The 25,838-nt window shown below is 69.4% G+C and carries 27 protein-coding genes and 1 pseudogene; 14 read left to right on the top strand and 14 right to left on the bottom strand.

Annotation, left to right across the window (positions count from 1 at the left end; genetic code table 11):
* Positions 1-6 precede the first annotated feature (6 nt).
* Entirely contained in the window at positions 7-882 is an 876-nt protein-coding gene (locus ACM6LR_RS10150) for a diacylglycerol/lipid kinase family protein (protein WP_414938951.1), read from the top strand.
* On the opposite strand, the gene ACM6LR_RS10145 is transcribed toward ACM6LR_RS10150, so the two are convergent.
* Positions 866-1,453, bottom strand: a complete 588-nt coding sequence (locus tag ACM6LR_RS10145; RefSeq protein ID WP_414943640.1) for a hypothetical protein — start codon at positions 1,451-1,453, stop codon at positions 866-868. The two genes, ACM6LR_RS10150 and ACM6LR_RS10145, sit on opposite strands and share 17 nt — an antisense overlap.
* 111 nt (positions 1,454-1,564) lie before the next feature.
* On the opposite strand from ACM6LR_RS10145, the gene ACM6LR_RS10140 reads away from it, so the two are divergent.
* The 3 genes from ACM6LR_RS10140 (at position 1,565) to ACM6LR_RS10130 (ending at position 7,200) form a co-directional block, all read left to right on the top strand.
* On the top strand, positions 1,565-4,342 hold the full coding sequence (locus tag ACM6LR_RS10140) for a DEAD/DEAH box helicase (RefSeq protein WP_414943639.1): 2,778 nt from the start codon (positions 1,565-1,567) through the stop codon (positions 4,340-4,342).
* 825 nt (positions 4,343-5,167) lie between these two features.
* Entirely contained in the window at positions 5,168-5,959 is a 792-nt protein-coding gene (locus tag ACM6LR_RS10135) for a DUF4333 domain-containing protein (protein ID WP_414938954.1), read from the top strand.
* A gap of 41 nt (positions 5,960-6,000) precedes the next feature.
* Positions 6,001-7,200, top strand: coding sequence for a GNAT family N-acetyltransferase (locus ACM6LR_RS10130; RefSeq protein WP_414938955.1), 1,200 nt, complete (start codon positions 6,001-6,003; stop codon positions 7,198-7,200).
* Between the two features lie 10 nt (positions 7,201-7,210).
* Here the strand turns inward: ACM6LR_RS10130 and ACM6LR_RS10125 are convergent, their stop codons facing one another.
* Positions 7,211-7,450: a hypothetical protein gene (locus tag ACM6LR_RS10125; RefSeq protein WP_414943638.1), complete on the bottom strand. Its 240-nt coding sequence runs from the start codon at positions 7,448-7,450 to the stop codon at positions 7,211-7,213.
* Between ACM6LR_RS10125 and ACM6LR_RS10120 the strand changes: the two genes are divergently transcribed.
* Together ACM6LR_RS10120 and ACM6LR_RS10115 are read left to right on the top strand one after the other, a co-directional pair.
* Complete coding sequence (locus ACM6LR_RS10120; RefSeq protein ID WP_414943637.1) at positions 7,449-7,646, top strand: DUF4333 domain-containing protein; 198 nt, start codon at positions 7,449-7,451, stop codon at positions 7,644-7,646. The genes ACM6LR_RS10125 and ACM6LR_RS10120 overlap by 2 nt on opposite strands.
* A gap of 44 nt (positions 7,647-7,690) precedes the next feature.
* Positions 7,691-8,911, top strand: coding sequence for a GNAT family N-acetyltransferase (locus ACM6LR_RS10115; RefSeq protein ID WP_414938958.1), 1,221 nt, complete (start codon positions 7,691-7,693; stop codon positions 8,909-8,911).
* Here ACM6LR_RS10115 and ACM6LR_RS10110 read toward each other — a convergent pair.
* The 3 genes from ACM6LR_RS10110 to ACM6LR_RS10100 all read right to left on the bottom strand — a co-directional run bounded on the left by ACM6LR_RS10110 (position 8,908) and on the right by ACM6LR_RS10100 (position 11,430).
* Positions 8,908-9,876, bottom strand: coding sequence for a pirin family protein (locus ACM6LR_RS10110; protein ID WP_414943636.1), 969 nt, complete (start codon positions 9,874-9,876; stop codon positions 8,908-8,910). The two genes, ACM6LR_RS10115 and ACM6LR_RS10110, sit on opposite strands and share 4 nt — an antisense overlap.
* Complete coding sequence (locus tag ACM6LR_RS10105; RefSeq protein ID WP_414943635.1) at positions 9,873-10,817, bottom strand: 5'-3' exonuclease; 945 nt, start codon at positions 10,815-10,817, stop codon at positions 9,873-9,875. The genes ACM6LR_RS10110 and ACM6LR_RS10105 overlap by 4 nt, the downstream gene beginning before the upstream one ends.
* A gap of 76 nt (positions 10,818-10,893) precedes the next feature.
* Entirely contained in the window at positions 10,894-11,430 is a 537-nt protein-coding gene (locus ACM6LR_RS10100; RefSeq protein WP_414938961.1) for an NADPH-dependent FMN reductase, read from the bottom strand.
* A 117-nt stretch (positions 11,431-11,547) separates the two neighbouring features.
* Between ACM6LR_RS10100 and ACM6LR_RS10095 the strand changes: the two genes are divergently transcribed.
* The 6 genes from ACM6LR_RS10095 to ACM6LR_RS10070 all read left to right on the top strand — a co-directional run bounded on the left by ACM6LR_RS10095 (position 11,548) and on the right by ACM6LR_RS10070 (position 15,557).
* A complete protein-coding gene (locus ACM6LR_RS10095) occupies positions 11,548-12,126 on the top strand; it encodes an ArsR/SmtB family transcription factor (RefSeq protein ID WP_414938962.1) in 579 nt (192 codons plus the stop codon).
* A complete protein-coding gene (locus ACM6LR_RS10090; RefSeq protein WP_414938963.1) occupies positions 12,123-13,373 on the top strand; it encodes an MFS transporter in 1,251 nt (416 codons plus the stop codon). The genes ACM6LR_RS10095 and ACM6LR_RS10090 overlap by 4 nt, the downstream gene beginning before the upstream one ends.
* A 10-nt stretch (positions 13,374-13,383) precedes the next feature.
* Positions 13,384-14,526 carry a M24 family metallopeptidase gene (locus ACM6LR_RS10085; protein ID WP_414938964.1) on the top strand — a complete coding sequence of 381 codons (1,143 nt, stop codon included), beginning with the start codon at positions 13,384-13,386 and terminating at the stop codon, positions 14,524-14,526.
* A complete protein-coding gene (locus ACM6LR_RS10080; RefSeq protein ID WP_007035424.1) occupies positions 14,523-14,975 on the top strand; it encodes an Lrp/AsnC family transcriptional regulator in 453 nt (150 codons plus the stop codon). The genes ACM6LR_RS10085 and ACM6LR_RS10080 overlap by 4 nt, the downstream gene beginning before the upstream one ends.
* 68 nt (positions 14,976-15,043) lie before the next feature.
* Positions 15,044-15,271, top strand: a complete 228-nt coding sequence (locus ACM6LR_RS10075) for a hypothetical protein (RefSeq protein WP_409491415.1) — start codon at positions 15,044-15,046, stop codon at positions 15,269-15,271.
* Positions 15,258-15,557, top strand: coding sequence for a hypothetical protein (locus ACM6LR_RS10070; RefSeq protein ID WP_409491416.1), 300 nt, complete (start codon positions 15,258-15,260; stop codon positions 15,555-15,557). The genes ACM6LR_RS10075 and ACM6LR_RS10070 overlap by 14 nt, the downstream gene beginning before the upstream one ends.
* Here the strand turns inward: ACM6LR_RS10070 and ACM6LR_RS10065 are convergent.
* The 8 genes from ACM6LR_RS10065 to ACM6LR_RS10030 all read right to left on the bottom strand — a co-directional run bounded on the left by ACM6LR_RS10065 (position 15,554) and on the right by ACM6LR_RS10030 (position 21,562).
* A complete protein-coding gene (locus ACM6LR_RS10065; protein ID WP_414938965.1) occupies positions 15,554-16,627 on the bottom strand; it encodes a GDSL-type esterase/lipase family protein in 1,074 nt (357 codons plus the stop codon). The two genes, ACM6LR_RS10070 and ACM6LR_RS10065, sit on opposite strands and share 4 nt — an antisense overlap.
* Before the next feature lie 267 nt (positions 16,628-16,894).
* Positions 16,895-17,083: a hypothetical protein gene (locus tag ACM6LR_RS10060; protein WP_414938966.1), complete on the bottom strand. Its 189-nt coding sequence runs from the start codon at positions 17,081-17,083 to the stop codon at positions 16,895-16,897.
* A 22-nt stretch (positions 17,084-17,105) separates the two neighbouring features.
* Positions 17,106-17,768: a maleylpyruvate isomerase family mycothiol-dependent enzyme gene (locus ACM6LR_RS10055; RefSeq protein WP_414938967.1), complete on the bottom strand. Its 663-nt coding sequence runs from the start codon at positions 17,766-17,768 to the stop codon at positions 17,106-17,108.
* A 16-nt stretch (positions 17,769-17,784) separates the two neighbouring features.
* Positions 17,785-18,309 (bottom strand): hypothetical protein, encoded by a 525-nt coding sequence (locus tag ACM6LR_RS10050; protein ID WP_414938968.1) that lies wholly within the window; start codon positions 18,307-18,309, stop codon positions 17,785-17,787.
* A gap of 10 nt (positions 18,310-18,319) precedes the next feature.
* Entirely contained in the window at positions 18,320-18,634 is a 315-nt protein-coding gene (locus ACM6LR_RS10045; RefSeq protein WP_414938969.1) for a hypothetical protein, read from the bottom strand.
* Positions 18,635-18,808: 174 nt separating this feature from the next.
* Positions 18,809-20,104, bottom strand: a complete 1,296-nt coding sequence (locus ACM6LR_RS10040; RefSeq protein WP_414943634.1) for a M20/M25/M40 family metallo-hydrolase — start codon at positions 20,102-20,104, stop codon at positions 18,809-18,811.
* Positions 20,097-20,924, bottom strand: a complete 828-nt coding sequence (locus ACM6LR_RS10035; protein ID WP_414943633.1) for a M55 family metallopeptidase — start codon at positions 20,922-20,924, stop codon at positions 20,097-20,099. Before ACM6LR_RS10035 ends, ACM6LR_RS10040 begins: the two co-directional genes overlap by 8 nt.
* 41 nt (positions 20,925-20,965) lie before the next feature.
* Complete coding sequence (locus ACM6LR_RS10030; RefSeq protein ID WP_414943632.1) at positions 20,966-21,562, bottom strand: hypothetical protein; 597 nt, start codon at positions 21,560-21,562, stop codon at positions 20,966-20,968.
* Between the two features lie 327 nt (positions 21,563-21,889).
* Here ACM6LR_RS10030 and abc-f point away from each other — a divergent pair, with 327 nt between their 5' ends.
* Positions 21,890-23,518, top strand: a complete 1,629-nt coding sequence (abc-f, locus tag ACM6LR_RS10025) for a ribosomal protection-like ABC-F family protein (protein ID WP_414943631.1) — start codon at positions 21,890-21,892, stop codon at positions 23,516-23,518.
* A 3-nt stretch (positions 23,519-23,521) separates the two neighbouring features.
* Here the strand turns inward: abc-f and ACM6LR_RS10020 are convergent.
* Positions 23,522-24,787 (bottom strand): annotated as a pseudogene (locus tag ACM6LR_RS10020) (family 1 glycosylhydrolase).
* 127 nt (positions 24,788-24,914) lie between these two features.
* On the opposite strand from ACM6LR_RS10020, the gene ACM6LR_RS10015 reads away from it, so the two are divergent.
* Complete coding sequence (locus tag ACM6LR_RS10015) at positions 24,915-25,814, top strand: LLM class flavin-dependent oxidoreductase (protein ID WP_414938975.1); 900 nt, start codon at positions 24,915-24,917, stop codon at positions 25,812-25,814.
* Positions 25,815-25,838 lie beyond the last annotated feature (24 nt).

The raw sequence follows: 25,838 nt of genomic DNA, 5'->3' as shown, positions 1-25,838 counted from the left end.
CCCGGGATGCACGCGGCACTGGCCGTCCACCCCGCCTCCGGTAACGGAGCGGCGGGGCGGCTGATGGAGTCGGTCGCGGCGCGGCTGCGGCCCGTCGTGGACCGACTCGACGTCCTCGTCGCCAACACGGTCGAAGAATCCCGCGCGTTGATGACCGACTCGCGCGCGGCCGGGCTGGACGTCCTCGTCGTACTCGGCGGTGACGGGGCGGCGCACCAAGGCGTTCAGTTCTGCGCCGGATCCGGTGTCGCCCTCGGCCTCGTCCCCGCGGGTACCGGCAACGACTTCGCCAGAGCCCTCGGTATCCCGGAGAACCCACATGCCGCCGCCGACGCGGTCGCCCGGCGGTTGAGCGCCGGGAAACGGCGGAGGATCGACCTCGGCCGGGCCGGTGGCGAATGGTTCGCCACCGTTCTCTGCTCCGGCTTCGACGCTCTTGTCACCGAACGCGCCAACAGGCTGCGCCTGCCCCGGGGTCCGCGACGTTACGACATCGCGATCCTGGCCGAACTCGCCGCGTTCCGGCCCCGGCCGGTCGTGCTCCGCACCGACGTCGAGACCGTCGAACTCGACGCCACCATGATCGCGGTCGGCAACACCCCGTTCTACGGCGGCGGCATGCGGATCTGCCCGGGCGCCGACCCCGGAGACGGGTTGTTCGACGTCACCGTCGTGGGCGACGCGACCCGGCGTGACCTGCTCCGCATGCTGCCCGGTGTCCGCTCGGGCGGTCACATCGCGCATCCGGCGGTACGTTCCCTCAAAGCACGCCAGATCCACCTCGCGGGCAGCGACCTGCCCGTCTACGCCGACGGCGAACCGCTGGGCAGGCTGCCGATCGACATCACCTGCGTCCCCGGGGCGCTCACCGTCCTCGGATGAGCCCGGCGTAACCGCCGGCGCGCCATACCTGGCCCCGGAACGTCGCGGCCGACATCAGGTCGCCGCGCGGGAAGTAAACGCCGCCGCAGCGGTGGCAGAACCACGCCCGCCGCCAGTACGCGAGCGCGTCCGGGATGCCACGGCGGATCCGCGCGTTGCGCCACAGCCGGAGCACGAACAGCACGGCGAAGAGCGCGACCAGCGCGAACGCGCCGAACGGAAAGATCCACGCCCCGATCGCCGCCCCGACACGTCCGCCCGCGGTCGGCGCCTGGTTCTCGGCGAGGACGTCGTTGGCGAACGAGACGAACACGAACGCGGGGATCAGCAGGAGCAGCGCCAGCGTCAGGAAGCACCCACCGCCGCGGACCACCGGATACGGGTTGAGCGCCGCCGCGGTCGCGGTCACCGACACGCCACGGTGCGACGTCGCGGTGTAGACCACGCCGTCACCGGCGGGGACTGCCGTCATCGACCCCTGTACCCGGTAGGTGGTCTGTCCGCTCTGGAACACCGCCGGCACGCTCTGTACCTGGTCGACCTGCGCGCACTGCGGACAAGTGATCTCCATGGTGTCCCCTCTCGATCACGAATCGGCCCTTGGATGCGACAGGGGAGGACACCGTTCCCGCGATCGTCACACCGGGTGCGAACTGTCGGTGGGGTGTGGAACCCTGACGAAGTGGTCAATAGCCCTTCTCAGACCCCGGCCGAGGCCTACGTGGCCTCCCAGCGCCGTGCTCGGTACCCCCAGCTGACCCGGTTCGCCGCGGAATCGTCGTTCGAGTTCGACGACTTCCAGATTCGCGGCTGCGAGGCGCTCGAAGACGGCCACGGTGTGCTCGTCTGCGCGCCGACCGGTGCCGGGAAGACCGTGGTCGGCGAATTCGCGGTGCACCTAGCCCTCGCCGAGGGCCGCAAATGCTTCTACACGACACCCATCAAGGCGTTGTCGAACCAGAAGTTCGCCGACCTCGTCGGCCGCTACGGCGCCGACGCCGTCGGCCTGCTGACGGGTGACACCTCGATCAACGGCAACGCGCAGGTCGTGGTCATGACCACCGAGGTCCTGCGCAACATGCTGTACGCCGGGTCCTCGACCATCGCGGAGCTCGCGTACGTGGTGATGGACGAGGTCCACTACCTCGCCGACCGGTTCCGCGGCGCCGTCTGGGAAGAGGTCATCCTCCACCTGCCCGAGCACGTCCGGGTCGTCGGTCTGTCGGCGACGGTGAGCAACGCCGAGGAGTTCGGCGAATGGCTCGTGGAGGTCCGCGGCGACACCACCGTCGTCGTCGACGAGCATCGTCCCGTCCCGCTGTGGCAGCACATGCTGGTCGGCAACCGGCTGATGGACCTGTTCGCGGGCCAGGAGGAACACGCGCCCGGCGCCGAACTGCGGATCAACCCCAGCCTGCTGCGCCGCACCGAGGAGGTCGGCCGCGGTTTCGCCCCGGCCGGGATGCGCGGGCCGAGGGGCCGGCGAGGGGCGCCGTCACGGATGCCGCGGTTCCGGCCGCCGTCGCGCACCGACACGGTCGAGCGCCTGGACAACGCCGGTCTGCTCCCCGCCATCGTGTTCATCTTTTCCCGTGCCGGCTGCGACGCCGCCGTCGGCCAGTGCGTCCGGTCCGGCCTGCGGCTCAACAGTCCCGAAGAGGTCGAGAAGGTCCGCCGCATCGTCGCCGAACGCACCAAGGACCTGCCTGAAGGCGACCTCGGCGTCCTCGGCTACTGGGAATGGCGTGAGGCGCTCGAACGCGGCATCGCCGGGCACCACGCCGGGCTGCTCCCGGCGTTCAAGGAGACCGTCGAGGAACTGTTCGTCCAGGGTCTGGTGAAGGTCGTCTTCGCCACGGAGACGCTCGCCCTCGGCATCAACATGCCCGCGCGCACAGTCGTGCTGGAACGGCTGGTGAAGTACAACGGCGAGGCGCACGTCGACCTGACGCCGGGGGAGTACACGCAGCTCACCGGGCGAGCCGGGCGGCGCGGGATCGACGTCGAAGGCCACGCCGTCGTCGCCTGGCAGCCGGGGATCGACCCGAAGCAGGTCGGCGGTCTCGCCTCGACCCGGACGTACCCGCTGCGGTCGTCGTTCCGGCCCGGTTACAACATGGCGGTGAACCTGGTCGCGCAGGTCGGTGCCGAGGCGGCCCGCGATCTGCTGGAACAGTCGTTCGCGCAGTTCCAAGCCGACCGGTCGGTGGTCGGGACGGCGAGGCGGATCGAGCGGAACAAGGAGGCCCTGCGGGGTTACACCGCCGCCATCACCGGTGAGTTCGACGAGATGCTCGAGTACGTCGAGCTGCGCACGAAGATCTCGGCCAGGGAGAAGGCGCTCTCGCGGCAGAACACCTCCGCGCGCCGGGCCGGCACGGCCGAGTCGCTGGAGAAGCTCCGCAAGGGCGACGTCATCGCCGTGCCCGCGGGCAGGCGCGCGGGTCTCGCGGTCGTCGTAGACCCTGGCCTCGACCCGATCCGTGAACCGCGGCCCGTCGTGGTCACCGAGGACCGCTGGTCCGGTCCGCTCTCGGTCTCCGACTTCCCGGCGCCGGTGGAAGCGCTGGGGAACATCAAGCTCCCGAAGCACATCGAGCTGCGTTCACCCCAGACTCGTCGTGACATCGCCTCGAGCCTTCGCAACGCCGGAATCTCTTTGCCCGGCAGGCAAAAGCGCCGCGCCGGGGCCAATGAGGACGGTGAGCTGGCCGCGTTGCGGCGCGCGCAGCGCGCGCATCCGTGCCACGGTCTGGCCGAGCGCGAGGCGAACCTGCGCTGGGTCGAGCGGTACCAGCGTCTCTCGGCCGAGACCGAGCAACTGGAACGCAAGGTCGCCGCGACCACGCATTCGCTCGCGCGTGCGTTCGACCGCATCCTGCGGCTGCTCGGCGAACGCGGCTACCTCGGCCCCGAGTCCAAGGGCGACGGCGAGGACCGCGTCACCGAACACGGCAAGCGCCTCACCCGTCTCTACAGCGAGTCCGACCTGCTCGCCGCCGAATGCATCCGGCACGACGTCTGGAAGGGCCTGGCACCCGCCGAACTCGCGTCCGTCGTCTCGACGCTGGTCTTCGAGGCACGCCGTGACACCGCGGGGGAGCCGCGCCTGCCCGCGGGCAAGGTCCTCGACGCCTGGCAGGCGACCACGCGCCTGTGGATGGAACTCACCGAGGACGAGCGGCGGCACAAGCTGGACCGCACTCGCGAGCCCGACGCCGGCTTCGCCTGGCCCATCTACCGCTGGGCGCGCGGCGAATCGCTGGAGAAGGTCCTCACCGCCGCCGAGGCCAACGGGCAGGAGCTGTCCGCCGGTGACTTCGTGCGGTGGTCACGGCAGGTCATCGACCTGCTGGACCAGATCCGCGACGTCCTCGGCAGGGCGGATCCGGTGGGCGCGGCGGCTTCGGACGCGGTGAAGGCTTTGCGGCGAGGGGTTGTGGCGGCGGGCGGCGCGTAGCGGGTCTCGCGGGGGGTAAGGACGGGTTAGGCCAAGGGTGTCTCAGGTACCTGCTGCGGTGCGCGGGTGGCGGTGTCGCGTGACCAGCGGGACAACTCGCGTGACTGGATGGACGACACGTGTGTTCAGAAAGACGACTCGCCGCGCAGCCGGCCGCGCGCGTGTCGTCCGTCGGCTCACACGTGCCGTCCAACCAATCACGCGACACGACCGGGCAGGCGTGAGCGAGGGGGTGTCCGGCTGTCCTGAAGGCCACCGTCGAGACGTTGAGCGTCCTGAAGGTGGGCCTTCAGGACACCTGCGGCAGGGTCGCGACCCCGCCTCGCGAGTGGTGAGGACGGTTCTGACCGCCTGCAGCATTCACAAGCGGGCCCCTTGGCGGGTTTCCGCAAGTAGTCGTCTACTTGCGGCCGGGCAACGGCGAGGAAAGAGCGGGACGTGTCCCCAATGCCTCATTGGGGACACCCAGCACACCCTGCCGCAAGACCGGACTGACCACTCACGAGACCCAAGCACCTCCGAAGGGTCCCGCGACCAGCGCTGGGTCGTTGTTGATGAAGGAATTGGGACACTCAACGTCCCAATTCCTTCATCAACAACGACCGTGACCCGAGGCGAAAGGACGGTTAGAACCGTCCCTGCCATTCACGAGGCGTTGGGCTGACCGGCGGATTCGATGCCTCCACTGGTGTGAGCACGGTCGCGTCGAGTTGTACCGACACCACCCGGGAACAGTGGGCAGAGGCGCCGACCTGTGGTTGGATCGCCCACGACGGCCAGGTGATACCGGCCGGTGACGATGGCGGAGAAGGCGGAGGCGAAACGATGAGCACGCCGTATGGCGGCAACGACCCGCAGCAGCAGCCCCAATGGGGGCAGCAGCCGGGCTACGGGCAACAGCCGGGCGGCGCTCAACCGCCGAGCGGGCCGCAGCAGCAACCGCAATGGGGTCAGCAGCCGCAGTACGACCCGTCGCAGACGCAGCAGCAACAGCCCCAGTGGGGCCAGCAGCCCGCGCCCTACGACCCGTCCCAGCAGCAGCCGGGGTATCCACAGACCGGTCAGCAGCCCGGCTACGACCCCTCCCAGACGCAGCAGCAGTGGGGTCAACAGCAGCCGCAGTACGGCCAGCAGCCGGGTTACCCGCAGAGTGGACCTCAGCAGCAGCCCGGCTACCCACAGAGCGGACCTCAGCAGCAGCCGCAGTACGGGCAGCCGCAGCAGCAGGGCCAGTACGAGTACGGCCAGGGCCAGCTCCAGGGCACCCAGGGCGAGGCGCAGGACAAGCCGAAGCCCAAGAAGGGCCTGTTCATCGGGATCGGCGCGCTCGTGGTGATCATCGCCGCGGTCGGCATCCTCGGGTTTGTCACGCCGGGCTGGTTCAACACCCAGGTCTTCAACAACACGCAGATGCAGACCGACGTGCAGAAGCTGCTCACCGAGACCTACGGGATCAAGGAGATCAGCGCGGTCTCCTGCCCGTCGGGCCAGGAGGTCAAGGACGGCGTGAAGTTCACCTGCACCGCCACGATCGAGGGCAAGCCCCAGGAGGTGCCGATCACCGTGAAGGGTGACACCGGCAACTACGAGGTCTCACCTCCCGCCACCGCCAAGTAAACGACGGGCGCTCGGGGCGGTCGATCCTGCATGATCGTCCCATGAGCGACTTCTCAGTGCGGCCGCTCCGGTCCGATGAAGACCGGGCGGCGTTGGATCTGTTCAGGCGGGCCTTGCACGTCAAGGAGCTGACCGACGAGGAGTGGTCGGCCGCCGCGGTGTCGTCCCAGCCGGAACGTGGCTTGGGCGCGTTCGACCCGGAACTGATCGGCACCGTCCGGTCCTTCGATTCGGAAGTGACCCTGCCCGGCGGTGGCACCAGGCCGCTCGCCGCGGTCAGTCTCGTCGGTGTCCGCGCCGACCGCACTCGCCGTGGCGTGCTGACGGCGTTGATGCGCGCGCAGTTCGAGGATTTCGCCGCCCGCGGTTTCCCCGCAGCGATGCTGCACGCGTCCGAAGGCGCGATCTACGGCCGGTTCGGCTACGGCATCGCAGCGCGGGGCAAGTCGATCGAGGTCGACAGGCACCGGGCCCGGTTCCGCCCCGAGGTCCCGGCCGGTGGGCAGATCTCGTTGCTGGATCTGGAAGGCACCATCGAGCAGTGGCCGTCGCTCTTCGACGCCCTCCCGCGTACCCGCCCGGGCATGATCGCGCGGAGCCCGAATCTGTGGCCGGGCTACGTTCGTGAGGCGCGCCGGGCGACCACTCCGATCGCGACCGCTGTGCACCGTGGCCCGGACGGGGTCGACGGCTACGTCACCTACACCGTCGAGCGGGCCCATTCCGGCGCCCCGACGCAGATGAAGATCCAGTCCTTCCATCACACGAGTCCCGACGCGTTCGCCGGGCTGTGGCGATACCTGCTTTCCGTGGATCTGGTCGACCGCATCACCGCCGAGAAACGGCCGCTCGACGAACCGGTCGAGTTGCTGTTCACCGACCCGCGCCACGCGACGGTGCAGAAGACCCAGGACGAAGGCTGGCTCCGGCTGGTCGACGTGGCCAAGATGCTCGGCGCCCGGACCTACCGCGGTGAACCGGTCGTCATCGAGGTGAACGATCCCTTCCTGGAGCACAACTCCGGCCGCTACCGCCTCTCCGAGGACGGCGTCGCCCGCACCACGGACCCGGCGGACCTCGGACTGGACGCCGATACCCTGTCGATGCTTTACCTTGGCGGCTGGCGCGCGTCGGATCTCGCGACCGCAGGACGCGTCCGCGCGACCGGCGAGTCCGCGCTGGAGCGTGCGGACCTGCTGTTCAGCACGCGAGCGAACCCCTGGTGCGGTACCTTCTTCTGACGCTGGAAGATCACGTTCGGTGGGGGTGGAGAAGCTTGAGCAGGCGAGCCGTCGCGACGGTCGTTCTGTGCTGTGCCGCTTCCGCGGTGCTGTCGGCGTGTTCGGACACTCCGGCACCCGCACCCGCACCCGCGCCGGCGACGAAGACCGTCACGGTCCCGCCGACGACGAGCACGCCGGTCACGAGCAGCACGTCGGGCGGTTCGTCCTCCTCCAGCGCTCCGGGCAGAGTCTTCGACCCCAGGACCATGCAGGCGGACGTGAAAAAGGTCCTCACCGAGACTTACCAGATCCGCGACGTCGGTGAGGTGCTCTGCCCGTCGAACCAGACGGTCAAGGACGGCAGCACGTTCAGCTGCACCGTCCAGGTCGGCGGGGAGGGCAAGACCGTCACGATCACCGTCACCGGTGAGGACGGCCGCTACGAAGTCGGCGCACCCGGCTGAAAACCGGTTGGGATTCGCCGGTTCCGGGCGGCAGGATCCCTGCCATGAGCGAATTCCACGTACGTGCCGTGGCCGAAGGTGAACAACGCGCCTGTCTCGAACTGCTCGAACAGGCCTTGCACGCCAAGCCGATTTCGGACGAAGCCTGGGCCAAGATGGCTCCGACCTGGCCCGCGGCCGGGAAATTCGCCGCATTCGACGCTCACGGCACCCCGGTGGGGATCGCCAGTTCCTTCCACACCGAGCTCACCGTCCCAGGTGGACGGAAGCTCGCGACCGCCGCCGTCGACGGGATCGCCGTCCGCGCCGACTGGACCCGCCGCGGCATCCTCACCGCGATGATGGCCACCCAGCTAAAAGACATCGCCGCGCGTGGTGTCCCGCTCGCCGCGTTGCATGCTTCGGAAGGCGTCATCTACGGCCGCTTCGGCTACAGCGCGGCCACCTACGGGAAGGGTGTTCTCGTCGAGCGCCCCCGGGCCGAACTCCGTGACGGTGTGGGGCGCGACGGCGTGGTCCGTTTCCTCACCCCTGCCGAGGCGGTCGAGCGCGTTCCCGCTCTGTACGGCCGGTTCGCGGGCGAACGGCCGGGTTTCGCCGCCCGTCCCGAGATGTGGTGGCCTGGTTTCTTCGGCCGGATCGTCACCGGGGACGGCGGCTACCGTGCGGCCGTCCACAGTGGACCGGACGGCGAGGACGGCTTCGTCGTCTACCAGACCGTCGACATGCGCGATCGGCAGGCGCCGGAGCGCGGTGCGCTGCTCGACATCCGTGAACTGCACGCCGCGACACCGCGGGCTTGGGCGGGACTGTGGCGTTTCCTGCTGTCGATCGACCTGGTCTCGGCCGTCGCCGGACGAGGCCGACCGGTGGACGAGCCGATCGCCGGACTGCTCACCGATCCACGTGCGGTGAACACCACCGAGGTCACCGACGACCTGTGGGTGCGGCTCGTCGACGTGCTCGCCGCGCTGCAGGCGCGCACCTACGGAACCGCCGAAGCCGTGGTGCTGGAAGTGCTCGACAGGCAGCTACCGGACAACAACGGCCGCTACGCCGTCGGCCCGAGCGGCGTGGATCGCACCACCGCCGAAGCGGACCTGAGGTTGGACGTCGACACCTTGGCGTCGCTGTACCTCGGCCACGGCCTCGTCAGCGACCTGGTGACGACTGGCCGTGTCGAGGTGCTGGACGAGGCGGCGGTCACCCGTGCCGACGCGCTGTTCCACACCGTGCGTGCTCCGTGGTGCGGGACGTTCTTCTAAGCCGGGTCGCGACGGGGTTTGATCCGCACCCGCGGCAGCGTGGGTGCGGGCAACCACGCCATGGTGCCCTCATAGCCCTCCACCCGGCCGAACCGATCCGCCTGCGCCTGCCACGCCTCGCGGTACTCGGCGATCTCCTCGTGGCTTCGGCCGACGAAGTTCCACCACATGAGGAGTTCCTCGGTGAACGGGGTCCCGCCGAGGAGGAGTACCCGGGCCGCTTCGCCGCCATGGTTGGCCAGTTCCAGTCGTCCAGGACCGGGGGCGAGGTAGGCGAGTTCCCCGGTGCCCAGCGCGGTTCCGGCGACGGTGACGGAGCCGATGTCCTGCAGGACACCGTGTTCGAAGGCCGGGTCGACGTCGAGGATCACGGCCGACCCGGGCTCCACGGTGAGTTCGGCGCCCAGCAGGGGAGTGAACGGCGGGACCGGTGACGTGGTCCCGGCGAGGCTGCCGAGGAAGACCCGCGCGGTGGCGCCGTCCAGCCGGCGCAGCGGCGGCGCGTAGTGCCGGAAATCCCGTGCGGTGTCGCGGTGTTCGTCCGGTAACGCGATCCACAGCTGGACGCCGTGCAGTGTCGAAGTGTCCGGTGTGGACACCTCCGAGTGCGCGATGCCGTGCCCCGCGGTCATCAGGTTGAGTTCACCTGGCCGGACCAAGGCACGCGTGCCGATGCTGTCGCGGTGCTCGATCTCGCCGCTGAACAGCCAGCTCGCGGTCTGCAGCCCGGTGTGCGGATGCGGCGCGACGTCCATCCCGCCCGATTCCGACACGTCCTGCGGTCCGTAGTGGTCGGCGAAACACCACGCGCCGATCAGGGACCGCCGCCGTTGCGGAAGTGTCCGGCGGACGCGGAGCGCGCGCGGCCCGCCGAGCGGGACCTCGCGCGGGGTCAGCACGGTGACGCCGTCGCCCGGCCGGCCCCGGCACAGCAGTTCGGCCGGGTCGGTCTCGGTGTTGCTCAAGACTTGGGGAGCGCGGCCAGCAGACGCTCCACCGAACGACCGAGGTTCCAGCGCTCCGCCAGTTCCGCGACCTTGTCCGGGTCGGCGGGCTCGGACGGCACGGTGTCCGGCCGGGACTGCTCGACCGGCGCGTCGGCGGCGACCCGGACGACGGTCGGCGCGACCGCGAGATAGTCGGCGGCGTCGGTCAGCCGCAGTCGCGTCTTGAGCGGCACGCGCGAGTCCCCGGCGTTGGACGCCTCGATGAGTTCCTGCAACGAACCGAACTGGGTGATCAGTTTCGCCGCGGTCTTCTCACCGATCCCGGCCACGCCGGGCAGCCCGTCCGACGGGTCCCCGCGCAGCGCGGCCATGTCGGCGTACCCGGGGCCCGCGTTCCCCGCCGGGATCCCGTACTTCTCGGCGAGCTCGTCCGGGCCGAGGATCTCGGCCTTGTTCCAGCCCTTGCCGACGTAGATGACGACCGCGGGCGTCGGTTCGTGGCGTACCAGCTGGAACAGGTCACGGTCACCGGTGATGACCTCGACCGGTGACCTCTTCTCGCGGATCGCGAGCGCGCCGATGACGTCGTCGGCCTCGTACCCGGCGGCCTCGGCCGTCGCGAGCCCGAAGGCCTCCAGCAGTTCCAAGATGATCGGCACCTGTGGCGTGAGTGTGTCCGGCACCTCTTCGACGTCGCCGCCCTCCGGGACCTCTTCGGCCACGCGGTGTGCCTTGTAGCTGGGCAGCAGGTCGGTGCGGAACTTCGGCCGCCAGTCCGCGTCCAGGCACGCCACGAGCCGGGCGGGCCGCCGGTCGACGAGGATCCGCGCGACGGTGTCGGTGAACCCGCGCACGGCGTTGACCGGCGTCCCGTCCGGGGCGGTCATCGACTCGGGCAGTGCGTAGAACGAGCGGAAGTAGAGGCTCGCGGAATCAAGGAGGGCGAGAGGTCCGGTCACGCGGACAGCCTGCCACGTTCCGGCCCGAATGTCCGTGAAGGACCCGACCCCCAGCCGAGTCCTCCACGGACACCGGTCAGGCGGCGTAGGGCCGGGCCTGACGTGCGTCGCGCAGAGCCTGCGCCCACCAGCTCAGCTGGTTCAGCTGTGTGGTGGCCGCGAGATCGGCGCCGTCGGCGTCCATATGTGCGCCGTCGGGCCCGAAGTTGTTCCAGGCGTAGGGGAAGCTCACGGTCTCGCGGATCGTCACGGCGTGGAGTTCGGCGAAGACCGGACGCAGGTGCTCGACCGCGCGCAGGCCGCCGGAGATCCCGCCGTAGGAAACGAAGGCGACCGGTTTGCCGTGCCATTCGCGGCTGGTGTTGTCGAGGGCGGTCTTGAACGGGCCGGGGTAGCTGTGGTTGTACTCGGGGACGATCACCACGACGGCGTCTGCGGCTGCGACGCCGGGCGAGAGGCCGTCGGGGGTTTCGGCGAGGTCGATGACGGACAGGTTGACGTCTTCGCGTTGTTTGGCGTGATCAAGGAACCACTTCGCGACTACGGGAGCGAAGCGTCCTTCGCGGACGCTGCTGATCACGACGGCGAGGTTGTAGGGCGCGGCAGTTGTCATGTCGCAGACCGTAAAACCTTAACCTTGCTAGAGGTCAAACTCCGGATTCGCCAAAACCTGAACGTGCAATTGCAGAGGCTCTTTGCAAAGGTTTCTCTGCGATTGTAGGGTCGGACCATGGGGAAGAGCGAGAGGTATCTCGCGCGGATCGACGGCCGCCTTCTGCGAGCGTTGTCGCATCCGCTGCGGGTCAGGATCCTGGAACTGCTGCGGGAGGACGGCCCGGCGACGGCATCCGGGCTGGCGAAGCGGGTGGGAGAGAGTTCGGGGACCACGAGCTGGCATCTGCGGCAGCTGGCCGAATGCGGCCTGATCACGGACGACGCCGAACGCGGCAGCAGACGCGACCGGTGGTGGAAGGCCGTCCATGAAGGCGATCGACTGCACGCCGAGGACTTCATCGACGACCCGGATCTCGCCGGCCCTCTCAACGCCTACGCGCACACGATGGTCGAGCGGCGCTACGCCGCCGAAGCGCACTTCGTCGCCGAGGTACGGGACTGGGCCGACGAGTGGATCGATAAGGTCAGTTTCCACGACTCGCCGCTCTCGCTGACGCCTGACGAGACCGCCGCGCTGAGCGACGAGATCCTCGAGGTCATCGACCGCTACCGACGTCCCGAGAAGGAGGGTGACACCCAGGTCCGCGTTCACTGGGGGGCCTTCCCGAGGCGATCGCGGCCGGAACACCCATGAGCAGGTTGCCGCTGGGGGCACTGGTCGCGGCTTCGGGGTTCTCCTCGGCCGGGGTGGTGATGACGCTGATCGCGATTCCCTGGTACGTCCTGCAGAGCACCGGCAGCGGCACGAAGACCGGCCTCGTCACCGCGGCCGAAGTGCTGGGGCTGATGGTCGCCGCGTTGCTGGGCGGGCCGATCGTGGACCGGGTCGGCACGCGCCGGGCCAGCGTCGGCGCGGACCTGCTGACCACCGTCACGGTGGTGCTGATCCCGCTCGCCCTGAACACGACAGGGCTCAGCCTGCCAGGACTGATCGCGCTGTCGTTCGTGATGGGTGTGTCCCGTGGGCCCGCCGACACCGCGAAACAGGTCTTGCTCGCGGGAGTCGCCAAAGCGGGCAGGGTCCGCACGAGCCGGGCCGCGAGCGCCGTCGAAGCCGCGATGCGGACCGGCCGGATGCTGGGCGGCCCCGCGGCGGGCGCGCTGATCGCGCTGATCGGGCCGATTCCGGTGCTGTTCGTCGACGCCGGCGCGCTCCTGCTGTCCGCGTCGCTGGTGTTCGCCCTGATTCCCGCGGCCGCCGGTCCGCCGAGACCGTCGTCGGGCGGATACCTCAAGGAATTGCGGGAAGGGCTCGGGTACGTGAAACGCGACGGCGTGCTGCGTGCGATCGTCGGCATGCTGATGCTCACCAACAGTCTCGATTTCGGACTGCTCGGAGTCCTGTATCCGGCGTACGGCGATCAGGTCCTGCACAGCACCGCCCTGATCGGCGCGATGATCACCGCGGTCGCGGTGGGCGCGCTGCTCGGTTCGGCGCTCTACGGCTGGATAGGTCATCGGTTCTCGCGACGTTCGGCGATCTTGGTCGCGGTCGCCATCGAGGGCGCGCCGAGGTTCGTCCTCCTGGCGCTGGAACCCACGCCGGTGCTCCTGCTCGTGGGCCTGGCGGTCGCCGGGACAGGGGCGGGCGCGCTCAACCCGATCCTGCTGCCGGTGGTCTACGAACGGGTGCCGGAAGCCGTCCGCGGCCGCGTGCTCAGTCTCCTCGTCGGCGGAGTGCTCGCCGCGATGCCACTCGGCTCGATGGCGGCGGGGCTGCTGCTGGACGGCGTCGGACTCGTCGGCGCGCTCGCGACGTTCGGTGGCCTGTACCTGATCGCCACCACCTTCCCGGCGATCTTCCCGGTCTGGCGGGGACTCGACGACCCCGCCCCGATCGGGGGTGACCGGCTGGTGAGCCAAGGGGCGCGGACCGACTAGGCTCGGCGTCATGTCGCGCCGTTCCCTGCACCACCCAGCCCCCGATGTCGCCGGCCTCCGCGCCCGCCTCGACCGGGCCCGTGCCGCGGCGGCCGCCGCGGACACCGACGCCCTGCTCATCGCGCCCGGCTCGGACCTGCGCTACCTGATCGGACAGGCCGGGGGCTCCTTCGAGCGGCTGACCACTCTCGTGATCCCGGCCGACGGCGCCCCGGCGCTGGTGCTGCCGAAGCTGGAGGCTCCCGGCTACGCCGATGTCCCGGCCGAGGAGCTCGGCATCGAGGTCATCACCTGGGTCGACGGGGACAACGCCTACGAACTGGTCGCCGACAGGCTTGGCAAGCCAGGCCGGGTCGCGGTCAGTGACTTCACCCCGGCGCTGCACGTGCTCGCCTTCCGCGGCGCGCTCGGCGACGCCGACCAGACGCTCGCCGGTCCGATCGTGCGCGAACTGCGGATGCGCAAGGACGCGGCCGAAATCCAGGCGCTGCGTGACGCGGGCGCGGCCATCGATCGCGTCCACGCCCGGGTCCACGAGTGGCTGCGGCCGGGCCGGACCGAGGCCGAGGTCGGCGCGGACATCACCGCCGCGATCGTCGAAGAGGGCCACACCCACGCGGACTTCGTGATCGTCGGCTCGGGCCCCAACGGCGCCAGCCCGCACCACGACGTTTCCGAGCGGGTCATCGAGCGCGGTGACGTCGTCGTGGTCGACATCGGCGGCCCGATCGCGGAGGGCTACAACTCCGACTCCACCCGCACCTACGCGGTCGGCGAGCCGCGCGACGCCGACGTCGCCGAGACGTACGCGGTCCTGCAGCGTGCCCAGCGCGCCGCGGTCGAGGCCGTCCGCCCGGGTGTCACCGCCGAGCAGATCGACGCCGCCGCGCGCGACATCATCGACGGCGCCGGCTACGGCGAGTTCTTCATCCACCGCACCGGCCACGGCATCGGCCTCGACGTGCACGAGGAGCCCTACATCATCAAGGGCAACGCGCTGCCGCTCGAGCCGGGTATGGCCTTCAGTGTCGAGCCCGGCATCTACCAGCCGGGCCGCTGGGGCGCCCGCATCGAGGACATCGTCGTGGTCACCGAGGACGGCGTCGAGTCGGTCAACCAGCGTCCGCACGACCTGATCGTGCTCGACGCATGACCGGTTCTCTTGAGCCGCTGGACCAGGCGATCGTGGGAGAACTGGCGGCCGACGGGCGACGCAGTTTCACCGATCTCGCCGAGCGGGTCGGACTCTCGGTGTCGGCGGTGCACCAGCGGGTGCGGCGGCTGGAGCAGCGCGGCGTGATCCTCGGATACACCGCGCGGCTCGACGGCGAGCAGATCGGCCTCCCGCTCACGGCGCTGATCTCGCTGACGCCGAACGATCCCGCCGCCCCGGACGACTACCCGCAGCGTCTCGAGCACATCAAGGAGATCGAGTCCTGCTACTCGGTCGCCGGGGACGAGTCGTACATCCTCCTGGTCCGGGTGGCTTCGCCGCTCGGCCTGGAGGATCTGCTCCGCCGGATCCGCGAGTCCGCCAAGGTCTCGACCCGGACCACGGTGGTGCTGTCGACACCGTTCGAAGGTCGCTCGCCGACGCTGTGACCGGGCCCTCCGGCAGTGCTTTCTCGAAGAGTGGGGTGGACTTGCGCGACGCTGGTACGATAAAAGGTATGGCAACACGTAAGGTCACTCTTTCACTCGACAGCGGTGCGCTCGAGTTCGCCGAGCGGGCCGCCAAGGCACACGGGATCTCGGTCTCGTCGTGGTTGTCCAAGGCAGCCCGCAGGGAAGCCGTCCGCACCGGGTACACCCCGCAGCGCGCTCCGGTCACACCGTCCGCCGAATCGGACGAGGCCGAGCTGACCGCCGCGGAGAAGGATCTGCGTGCACAGGGGTGAAGTCTGGACGTATCACCCCCCGACCGAACCGGCACGGCAGCGCACCGTCGTGCTGCTGTCCTCGGACGGGGTGAACGAATCCGAGCGGCCGTGGCTGCTCGGTACCGAACTGCTCGACCGTGATCCACAGGACATCCTCGGTGTCGCCGTCGACGCGCGCTATTGGGTCTCCACGCTGAACCTCACGCGCCTGTACCGGCCGTGGTTCGACGAGAGGATCGCGGAGATCGACCAAGAGGTCCAAGAGCGCATCGACATCGCGTTGCGCGCCGCACTCGACCTCTAGCGGGCGATCACTTCGGGCGCGGCGTGCAGTTTGCCGTCGGGCCCGGAGAGGCACGACGCGTTACCGCCGCGTGCGGCGAGGAACTCGTTGAGACAGTTCGCGACCTGGGCGTGCCCGTTCGCGTTGGGGTGGAAAGACTCCTGCAGCGCGTGGCTCGCACGGTCCACCTGGCCGAGGTCGCGCAGCTGCAGCGTCAGCCTGCTGAACCACTCGTTCGCCGGGTCGCTGCTGCATGCCTCGCGGCCCGCGCCCGCCCGTGAAAGGTCGAGGAACCGCGCACTGCTCGCCCTCGACGCCTGCTTGAGCCCGTCCGACAGGACGGAGACGCCGTCGCGCCGCATCCACTCCAGATCCTCGGTGCGGAACGGGCAGCCGTTGAGGCTGCGAAGTACCTCCGGGATCTGAGGTCCGACAGGCGAGGCGTACGACATCAGCACGAGCTGGTAGTCCGCCGGGACGTAGCCGGCCTGTGCCAGCACCTTCTTGACGTCGGCGACGGCGTTGGTCACCTTCGGCACCATCGCGTCCACTTTGGACTTCCAAGTGGTGCGGAGTGCTTCGCTGCACGGCGGATTCTGCGGCGAGAACCACGCCTTGAAGCACTCGCTGACTTGAGCGGAGAACTTCGGCTCGTCGTTCGCGCCGATCGCGATCACCACCGCCGCGACCCGATGGTCCTTGATCAGGTTCGCGAGCTGCTGAGCCTGCGAAGGCTCGGTCCACTGCTTCGCCTCGCCAAGGGCGATCTGCTCCGAAGGCGCCCCTGAACACGCGAGGTTCACGCGCGCGGTGACGTCGGGAATCTTGATCTGCTCGACGAAGGCGTTGGGGGAGCGGTGGCACCAGTTGCCACCCTGACCGTTGGTCGTGGGCGTGTAGTCGCCCGCGCCTTCGCCGGACACGGTGCTGTCGCCGATGGAGACGACCGTCAGCGGCCCCGTCCCCGGTGGACCCTGACGCGGGGACGGCTGCCCTGGGCGGCTTTCCGACCCGGTAAAGGCAATGAACCCGACGAGAACCACCACGAACGTGAGCGCCAGAGCACCCCACCACCACCGGAAACGTCGCATCGTCACCGGATTCTACGGACACCCGGTCCGACCGGGTGATCCTGGCGGTGTGACGGTGGCCCCAGGCCCGCCGTGTATGCCCGTCTTAAGTACACCAAGGCCCCTTCCTTGGGCCTAGCGCAAGGAAGGGGGCCTTCATGTACTGGGGAAAGCGCGGTTCGCAGGTGGGGTGGTGAGTGGCGTTGCGGGTCAGGTCGACCTCGCGCGGGGAACGGTGAACAGTTCGTCGCCGACGCGCGTACCGTCGCCGGGTCGCGCGCTCTCATCTCACGGCTGCGCGAGTTCGAGCACGAGATCGAGGCAGAGCTGGCCGATGAGCTGGAGAGTGACATCCGGTTCTCGGGCGACGGTGAACTGGTCGCCGCACTGATCGTCGCCGCGTACCGCACCGTCGCCGTGGCGACGACCCGGCGCCGCCTCGCCGGAGAGGAACTGGCGGATCTCGTCGCGGACCACCGTCAGTGGCTGGACTCCGCTTTCACCGTGCTTTCCGGCGCTTTTCCGGACTGACCCGGCGGGAACCCATCCTGGACGCGACGATCGCCGCGCCGGGCCCGGAGACCTCGCCGAGTGCCGCGTCCCGTCCGGCGATCGCCATCAGGAGCGCCTCGCCGGGGCCGTGGACCTCCGGTCCGGATCCGGCCGACCAGTCGAGGTCCGTCGCGACGAGCCGGAGCCCGCGTGCTCTCCAGCCTGCCTTGATCGGCGGGGCGAAGCGCGCGAACGCCAAAGCGTGGCGCAGTCGATCGGGCGGCACCTCGCGCGGAAGGCTCAGCGGGCGGCGGATGTCCTGCTGGTGGATGAGACCGTCGAGCAGCGCCACCCGGCCGCCGAAAGCGGCGGTCAGGCCGCGTGGTTCGAGGTGCTCTTCGATCCTTGAGATCAGCTCTTCCGGTGTCCGCTCTGGTTTCCGTTCGACAGCGAGCGCGTTCATCCGGTCGAGTCGCAGCCCGCCGCGTACGGCCTGGCGAAGCAGATCGCGGTAGCCCAATGCGTCGTAGTCGACGACGTGGGTGACCACTTCCCGGACCGTCCACTTCGAACACAACGTCGGCGCGTCCCAGCACACGGGCGGCAGAGTTCGCAGGAACGCGGCGAAATCCGCCCGTTCCTGCCCTGCCAGTCGCGCGACTTCGTTCACCGGGCGCCTCCCGGGCTCACTGGTAGTCGAGCCAACCACATACGTAGTAGTTCGTGTCCTCGTTCCGTTCGACGTACCAGGAGTAGACCACGTCGCCCGCCATCCTTCCGTTCCGCGCGCTCCGCTGGGTGACCTTGGCCTGCACGGTCACGAACTCCTGTCCGGTCTGGACGGAGTACGGCAGCATCTCCCAGCGCTCGACGTAATGCCCGTGGAGCTCGAACCCCAGCAGTGTCTCGCGCAGGCGCGGGCAGGTGCCGCTGCGCAACGCGGTCATGTCGTGATTGGCCAGCCCGTTCATGTAGACCTGGAACACCCGGTCGATCGCCGCGGGCTCGAGGCCGGGAGCGGCCGACGAGGTCGGCGCCGAGGGCGTCACGGTCAGTGTCTCGGTCTGGACCGAGGGGGCGGTGTACGACGTGGGCGTCGTGGGTGAAGAGTCGGCACGCGGAACCGAAAGGCCACCCCGGCACGCCGACAGTGCCGTACCAAGGCCGATCAGGAGCACGCCCGCCTGAACGCGCGAAGTCAGAGGTCTCACGCCGCCGACGTTAAGCGGCCTTCATGAAATTCGGATGAAGCGAGGCCCAGCGCCGGGCCCAGCGGTACTGCAACCGGATCCTTAGCGGATGCACGGCCCGGTCGAGGAACATCAGCTCGTCCAGACGGCAATCGCACGGGTTTCCTTCCCGTGTGTCCTGCGGGAAACTGCCGCCGATCTTGATACCCCGCGGGTCGGTCACGGACGCCAGGTCGGGTTCGGGCTCGCCGGCGACGGCCCAGGGATCACCCGGATCGACGTAGAACCCGTCGACGGATGTTCCGTTGCGGTACAACGCCATCGTGCCGTTGTCAGTTGGAGCCAACCGTGTTTTGGGTACGTTCCTGCCGGTGCGTGGATGGCGGTTTCGCGTGACTGGATGGACGACACCCGTGACTGGATGGACGACACGCGGCGAATTTCTGCCGGGCGCGTGTGTCCGTCCAGTCACGCGAAACCGGCCGTTCGGTCCACCCCGTCCTTACCACTCACGAGGTCGTCAGCAGTTCGCCAGGAAGTGCCGCAGTACGCGTGTGCCGAACCGCAGGCCCTCGACCGGGACGCGTTCGTCGACACCGTGCGCCATCGCGCGGTAGGGGAAGCCTTCCGGCAGCCACAGCGGCGCGAAGCCGTAACAGTCGATCCCGAGCGGGCTGAAGGCCTTCGCGTCCGTCCCGCCACCCATGCAATAGGGGACCACGACGGCTTCAGGGTCTTCCGATCGCAGCGCGTCCGCCATCGCGTCGAACCACGGCGAATCCACCGGGGCCTGAACCGGCGGCTGGTGCGCGACGAACTCGCGGGCGACGCCTTCGCCGAGCATCGCGTCGAGTTCGGCGAACAGGTCCGGCTCGGTACCGGGGAGGACGCGGATGTCCACCTGGGCCTCGGCCGAGCTCGGGATCACGTTCACCTTGTAGCCGGCGTCGAGCATGGTCGGCGTCGTGCTGTTGCGGACGGTCGGCACCACCAGAGCCCCGGCGGGGCCCAGCCGCGCGATCGTTCCGTCCACATCGGACAGATCGATCGGGACGCCGAGTGCCTCCCCGGTGCGTTCGAGAAAGGCCTGGACCGTCGGGGTCAGCTGGACCGGCCAGCGGTGCGCGGCGATCTTGCCGAGTGCGGTGACCAGCCGGGTGACCGCGTTCTCGTCGTTCGGCCGCGACCCGTGCCCCGCGCGGCCCTTGGCGGTCAACCGGAGGTGGGCGGTGCCGCGTTCGGCGGTCGCCACCGGATAGAGCCGCACGGTCCGGCCGTCGGCGGCGGGGACGTGGTAGCTGTAGGCGCCCGACTCGCTGATCGCGGCCGCGCACCCGTCGAACAGATGCCGGTGTGCCGCGGCGAGCCAGTGCGCGCCGTACTCGCCCTTGTCCTCCTCGTCGGCCACGAACGCCAGGACGATGTCCCGCCGCGGCCGGACGCCGGAGGCGAGGGCGGCGAGGACCATCGCGCAGAAGTCCTTCATGTCGACCGCGCCGCGGCCCCACAGGAACCCGTCGCGGACCTCGCCCGAGAACGGAGGCACCGACCAGTCGGCGGCGCCGGCCGGGACGACGTCGAGATGCCCTTGCACCAGCAGCGCGGGCAGGCTCGGGTCGGTGCCCGGGACACGCGCGATCACGTTCGCGCGCCGGTGTGCGGACTCGATGATCTTCGAGCCGATCCCGAGCCCGGACAGCAGCGACGCGACGTACTCGGCCGCATCGCGCTCGCCCTCGGAATCCCCGTTGCCCCGGTTCGTGGTGTCGAACCGGATCAACTGCGAACAAACGTCGACGACATCGAGTTCAGCCATAGATACCCTGCACCGCCCCAGCCGCGATCGCCGTGACGATCTTGAACGCCTTCATCGCTTCGGTCATGTCCGGCGCGTCGAAGCCGACCCGCCGTACACCGATCTGTTCCACCGTCGGGATCACCGCCGCGGCCTGCGCGAGATGACTCGCGTCGAACTCGACCTCGATCCGGTGCGGAGTGGTGAACCGCTCGCCCCGCCCCGCCCGGTTCATCGAGTCCGCCGCGGCCGAGGACAGCAGTTCGGCGGTCCTGGCAGGCGGCAGGCAGATCGCGGCGTAGCGGCTGACGCACTCCTTCACCGTGACCAGTTCGGCCTCCGGCGCGTAGTCCTGGGCGTCGTCACAGGCCTTGTCGTCACCGGAGACGACCAGCACCGGGACGCCGTATTCGGCGGCCATCGCGGCGTTGAGCCTGCCTTCACTGGCGGGGACGTCGTCGAGCCACACCCCGGTGATTTGGTTCTCCAGGTACGTGTGGGACAGGACGCCGTCGAACCCGGCGCCGGCGTGGTAACCGAGGAAGACGACCCCGTCGACGCCGGTATCGATGCCCTGCATCATCGAGAGTGGCTTGTGCCTGCCGGTGAGCATCCGCGCCCGGCCGTCGAGGTCTTCGAGCAGGAGGTTCCGCTGGGACGAATGCGCCTCGTTGACGAGTATGTCGGTAGCACCGGAGTCGAACAGACCGGCGATGGTGGCGTTGACGTCGCCGGTGAACAGGCGCCGGAATCGCTGCCACTGCTCGGTGCCGGGGATGACGTCTTCGGTCCAGGTGACGCCGGTGGCGCCTTCCATGTCCGCAGAGATCATGATGCGCATCCGGGCACCCTAACCGAGGCGCTTTGCCCTCGCCGCCGGAATCAGGGCCAAGAGCCGGAACGTGGGTACACCGCCCAAGCGCGCTCCCAGGCCGCGGCCCGGTGCCGGTCCAGCACCAGCCGGACGACCCGGTAGAGCAGGGCCAGCGCGGCGACCACCGCGAACCACAGCCAGAGGCCGACGAGCACGGAATCGAAGACGGCCGTGGACGCTGTCCTCGGGGCGGCGGTCGGCTCACCGCGCGCGTCCAGCCAGATCGGGACGGGAGATCCGGCGGGACTGCCGGGCGTCGCGAGGACACCGCCGGTGTGCCGGGCACCGCGTGAGTCGGTCCACGTCGCCTCGGTCGTGGAATCGTCGGTCCCGACGCTCTCGCTGTCGACGATGCGGATGGGCGCGGACTTCACCAGGTACGCGGTGGTGGCCTGACGTCCGGCCGCGTCGGCGGCGGCCGCGGCGACCTGCCTGCCGTGGTTGGCGGAGCCGGCTGCGGCCGCGACCGGGACGGCGAGGAGTGCGGCGAGGATGACGAGCTTCAGGAGGAGGGCTTCGAAGCGGTCCGAGCCGCGCGCGAGCGAGTTGTGTCCGGGAAAGAGCCGTCGGCGGAACCGGGCGATCGGACCGCTGGACCCGTGCACGGGGGACCCCATTCCCTCAGACCGCGAAAACCTCCGGCTGCGATTCTGGATCACCGGGGTACCACTGTCGCGGTATGGGGACACAGACCACTCTGTGAACCCGTACACAACCTTTAATTCGTTTTGCCCGTCCGCGTTCTCCCGCTACCGTCTTCGTCATGGGGATTTTCTACTTCTACCTGTGATTCTCGTCTTCGACGCGGCCCTGGCGTAGAGCCTTCGCTCCGCCGGGCCGCGTCCTTCCGCGTGCGCCCTTTTCCTTCGCCGTGCGCGGAACCTCCCTGCCCGATCGCGATCGGCCGCGCCGAGAATCAGGAGGACGCCTTTATGCGTACCCCGCATCAAAATCCCGGAACACAACTCGTGCTCTCCGGTGTCACCAGACGTTTCGACGACCACGTCGTACTCGACCAGGTCGGCTTCACCGTCAAACCGGGGGAGAGGGCCGGCGTCATCGGCGACAACGGCTCGGGCAAGTCCACCCTGCTGAGACTGATCGCCGGCCGCGAAGAGGCGGACAACGGCACGGTGACCGTCACCGCGCCCGGCGGCGTCGGCTATCTCCCGCAGACGCTGGAGCTGCCCGACGCCGCCACGGTCGGGGACGCGATCGACCTCGCGCTGGCCGACATCCGAGAACTGGAATCCCGGCTGCGGGCGGCCGAGGAGGCGCTCGAGACCGCTGGGGACCTGGCCGTCTACAGCGATCTCACGGCCGCCTACGAAGCGCGCGGTGGTTACGAGGCCGACGCCAGGGTGGAGGTCGCACTGCACGGGCTCGGGCAGCCGGGTCTCGACCGCGGACGCGCGCTGGGCAGTCTGTCCGGCGGTCAGCGGTCCCGGCTCGCCCTCGCCGCCACCTTGGCCGCGTCGCCGGAACTGCTGTTGCTGGACGAGCCGACCAACGATCTCGACGACGAAGCCGTCGCGTGGCTGGAGAACCACCTTCGCGGGCATCGCGGCAGGCTCGTCGCGATCACCCACGACCGGCTGTTCCTCAGCCGGGTCACCACCACGATCATCGAGGTCGACGCCGACCGCCGGACCGTGCACCGGCACGGCAACGGCTACGCGGGTTACCTCGCGGCGAAGGAGGCCGCGCGAGCCCGGTGGATCCGGGAATACGAGGAATGGAAACAGGAGAAGGCCCGGAACGAGGCACTGGCGGACGCCAACATCGACCGGTTCTCGGCGATCCCGCGCAAGGCCCCGGCGGCCTTCAGCGGGGCTGGTGCGTTCCGGGCCCGGTCCCGGGCACACGGGGCGATGAGCCGCATCCGGTCGGCCCGCGAGCGGATCCAGCGGCTGGAGGCCGACCCGGTTCCGCCGCCACCGCGGCCACTCCGGTTCTCGGCGCGGATCGCCGCCGGTGGCGCGGAAGCCGATCAGCACGTGGTGAAGGTGGACAACGTGTCGGTGGCCGGACGACTGCCGCCGACGTCGCTCAGCGTGCTGCCGGGGGAGCGAGTGCTCGTGACCGGTCCCAACGGGGCGGGCAAGACCACGCTCATGCGGGTGCTCGCGGGTGAACTCGTTCCGTCGACCGGCTCGGCGGACCGGGCGGGCCGGATCGGGTTCCTGCACCAGAACGGCGGCCTCGACGGCGACGCTCGAAGCGTCCTGGCGGTGTTCGCGGGGGAGGGTGACGAGGAGGAGGCCGCAGAGAGGCTGCTGTCGCTGGGCCTGTTTCGTGCCGCGGATCTGCGCAAACCGGTCCGGGAGTTGTCCGTCGGGCAGCGCCGCAGGCTCGAACTGGCCAGGCTGGTGACGGTCAGGACCGACCTGCTGCTGCTCGACGAGCCGACCAACCATCTCGCCCCCGATCTGGTGGAGGAGTTGGAGCAGGCGCTGTCGGAGTACCCCGGCGCGCTGGTGGTCGTCACCCACGACCGGCGGATGCGGCGGACGTTCGAGGGCAGGCGCCTCGAACTGGCGCCCGAGCCGATCGCGGTTTGAGCGTCACCTCATGGGCGCGAGCGGTCCGTCCACCTTCGCCGGGTTGAGGCAGCTGTTCAGCCCGTCCACGAGCGAGCAGAGACCCGGCCCGCGCTTGAGCCGGTAGCCCCGCGGCACGCCGCCCGCCGTGACCAGACCCTGGTAGGCGGGAACGGCGTCCGTGGGGCGCCGGGTCAGCGCGGGATCGGTGAAAGCATCCACTGTGTACAGTCCGAACCGGGCGCGATAGCTGCCCCATTCGTAGTTGTCGGTGAGGCTCCAATAGTTGTAGCCGATGAGATTCATCCCGTCGGCCTTCGCCCGCTGGAGTCAGTAGACGGTGTCGCGGACGTTGTCCCCGCGCGTGTAGTCCGCGTCGCGTGGCTCGCCGTTGTCGGTCGCCATGCCGTTCTCGACGATGTAGAGGGGCAGGCGCGGGAACCGGTTGTGGTAGCTGCGCAGGGCGTAGTAGATACCTTCGGGCTGGAGCTTCACATCCCAGAACTTGTCGGTCGCGGCGGCGAACACCGTCCAGTTGTCGATGCTGAGGCCGTAGTAGTAATCGATGCCGATGAAGTCGAGCTTGTCCTTGACCTGGTCGAGGAAGAACCAGTCGGCCATCCCGTTGACCCCGGTGAGGTAGGCCTGGTTGCTGGTGACCTTCGCGGCCGGATCGATCTCGTGGATCAGGTCGTAGGCCCGCCGATGCGCCTGGACGACGTTGGCCTGCGCCGCGAAGTACCGCGTGGGGGCGAGCGCGCCGACCTTCTGTTCGTTCTTGAGGAAGATGAGCGGCTCGTTGAACGTCACCCAGAGGACGTCCTGCCCGGCGTAGCGCTCGACGATCTTCCGGCTGAACTCCAGCCACGCGTCGGCTGTCCGTGTCTCGGCCCAGCCACCCTGATCGAGTGCCCAGCCCGGGTAGACCCAGTGGTTGAGGGTGATCATCGGGGTCATGCCCGCTACCCGGACCTGCCGGAGCACGTCGTCGTAGAAGGCCAGCTCGGTCTCGTCCCACCGGCCGGGCGAGGGTTCGACACGGGCCCACTCGACGCCTAAGCGGTAGGTGTTGACACCTAGCCCGGCGGCGAGGCGGATGTCGTCGGCGTAGCGGTGCCGGAAGTCCACGGAGTCCCGGTACTCGTCGACGCCGTCCTTTCCGGCGGAGCGGTCCACGAACCGCTTCCAGTTGCTGTCCGGGGCGCTGCCTTCGGACTGGTAACCCGACGACGCCACGCCCCAGTAGAAGTCACGGGACCAGCCGTCATCCTGCGATGCGGACGCGTTCACAGCGGAAAGTGTCGCGCATAGTGAGACGGCGACCACCAGAGCCGACGCCCGGCGTAACCTTCCCCGATGCTCCGGCCACTTCGCCGATCATTCACCGTTTCCCGCCATCTTCCGGACGCTAACGTGGGTGAACGGCGTGAACAAGCGGCCGTCCGGTGACTTCGACGATGACGTTGGGGAGATGATCGACTTGACCGGCAGCACGGTCCGCCACGCTGTCTATCTGCCGCCTTTCGGCCCGTTCGGTGAGCCCGCGGTGCTCGTCGACCTCGCCGTACGAGCCGAGGCGGCGGGCTGGGACGGCTTTTTCCTCTGGGACCACGTCGTCGCGGACACGATGCCCATCGCGGATCCGTGGACGACGCTCGGTGCCCTCGCGCACGCCACCAGCGGTCTGCTGTTCGGGCCGATGATCACGCCACCCGCCCGGCGCCGCCCATGGGTGGTCGCACGGCACGCGTCGACGGTCAGCAGGCTGTCCGGCGGGCGGCTGATCCTCGGCACCGGCCTCGGTTCGGACGAATCCGGCGACTTCAGCCGATTCGGTGAACAGACCGACCTGCTGACGCGGTCGGCGATGTTCGACGAAGGACTCGACGTCATCCGCGCGATCTGGTCCGGACGGCGGTTCGATCACGACGGTGCGCACTATCAGGTCGCGCTGGCCGAAGCACCGCCCGAGCCGTTCCGGATTCCGATCTGGGTGGCGAGCTCCACCGACAACCCGCGCGTGGTCCGGCGAGCGGCGTTGTGCGACGGGATCTTCCCGAATCCGGAAGACCACACGCCGACCGCCGAAGAAGTCGCCGACACCCACCGCGCGCTCGGTCTTGCCGGGCTGGAACCGGGACGCCCCTTCGACATCGCGGTCGCCGGGAACGCGAGCCCCGCGTGGGAGGAACCGATCAAGGTGGACCTGCCTGCGCTGGGGCAGGCCGGGATGACGTGGTGGATGGAGTCGCTGATGGTCCACGATCCGCTGGAGCTTTCGCGGAAGATCGTGGACGCGGGTCCGCCGCGGTGGTGAGGCTAGCGCCGAGTGTTCCGAGTC

The sequence above is a fragment of the Amycolatopsis sp. cmx-11-32 genome (genome assembly GCF_047608695.1).
Classification (GTDB): Bacteria; Actinomycetota; Actinomycetes; order Mycobacteriales; family Pseudonocardiaceae; genus Amycolatopsis.
The sequence above is the reverse complement of the archived record's forward strand: the minus strand, read 5'-3'. Positions and strand labels throughout refer to the sequence as shown.

Coding starts and splice junctions, on each gene's coding strand:
- ACM6LR_RS10150 (WP_414938951.1), top strand. CDS start 7: ATGCACGCGGCACTGGCCGTCCACCCCGCCTCCGGTAACGGAGCGGCG.
- ACM6LR_RS10145 (WP_414943640.1), bottom strand. CDS start 1,453: ATGGAGATCACTTGTCCGCAGTGCGCGCAGGTCGACCAGGTACAGAGC.
- ACM6LR_RS10135 (WP_414938954.1), top strand. CDS start 5,168: ATGAGCACGCCGTATGGCGGCAACGACCCGCAGCAGCAGCCCCAATGG.
- ACM6LR_RS10130 (WP_414938955.1), top strand. CDS start 6,001: ATGAGCGACTTCTCAGTGCGGCCGCTCCGGTCCGATGAAGACCGGGCG.
- ACM6LR_RS10120 (WP_414943637.1), top strand. CDS start 7,449: ATGCAGGCGGACGTGAAAAAGGTCCTCACCGAGACTTACCAGATCCGC.
- ACM6LR_RS10125 (WP_414943638.1), bottom strand. CDS start 7,450: ATGGTCCTGGGGTCGAAGACTCTGCCCGGAGCGCTGGAGGAGGACGAA.
- ACM6LR_RS10115 (WP_414938958.1), top strand. CDS start 7,691: ATGAGCGAATTCCACGTACGTGCCGTGGCCGAAGGTGAACAACGCGCC.
- ACM6LR_RS10100 (WP_414938961.1), bottom strand. CDS start 11,430: ATGACAACTGCCGCGCCCTACAACCTCGCCGTCGTGATCAGCAGCGTC.
- ACM6LR_RS10095 (WP_414938962.1), top strand. CDS start 11,548: ATGGGGAAGAGCGAGAGGTATCTCGCGCGGATCGACGGCCGCCTTCTG.
- ACM6LR_RS10090 (WP_414938963.1), top strand. CDS start 12,123: ATGAGCAGGTTGCCGCTGGGGGCACTGGTCGCGGCTTCGGGGTTCTCC.
- ACM6LR_RS10085 (WP_414938964.1), top strand. CDS start 13,384: ATGTCGCGCCGTTCCCTGCACCACCCAGCCCCCGATGTCGCCGGCCTC.
- ACM6LR_RS10080 (WP_007035424.1), top strand. CDS start 14,523: ATGACCGGTTCTCTTGAGCCGCTGGACCAGGCGATCGTGGGAGAACTG.
- ACM6LR_RS10075 (WP_409491415.1), top strand. CDS start 15,044: ATGGCAACACGTAAGGTCACTCTTTCACTCGACAGCGGTGCGCTCGAG.
- ACM6LR_RS10065 (WP_414938965.1), bottom strand. CDS start 16,627: ATGCGACGTTTCCGGTGGTGGTGGGGTGCTCTGGCGCTCACGTTCGTG.
- ACM6LR_RS10040 (WP_414943634.1), bottom strand. CDS start 20,104: ATGGCTGAACTCGATGTCGTCGACGTTTGTTCGCAGTTGATCCGGTTC.
- ACM6LR_RS10035 (WP_414943633.1), bottom strand. CDS start 20,924: ATGCGCATCATGATCTCTGCGGACATGGAAGGCGCCACCGGCGTCACC.
- abc-f (WP_414943631.1), top strand. CDS start 21,890: ATGCGTACCCCGCATCAAAATCCCGGAACACAACTCGTGCTCTCCGGT.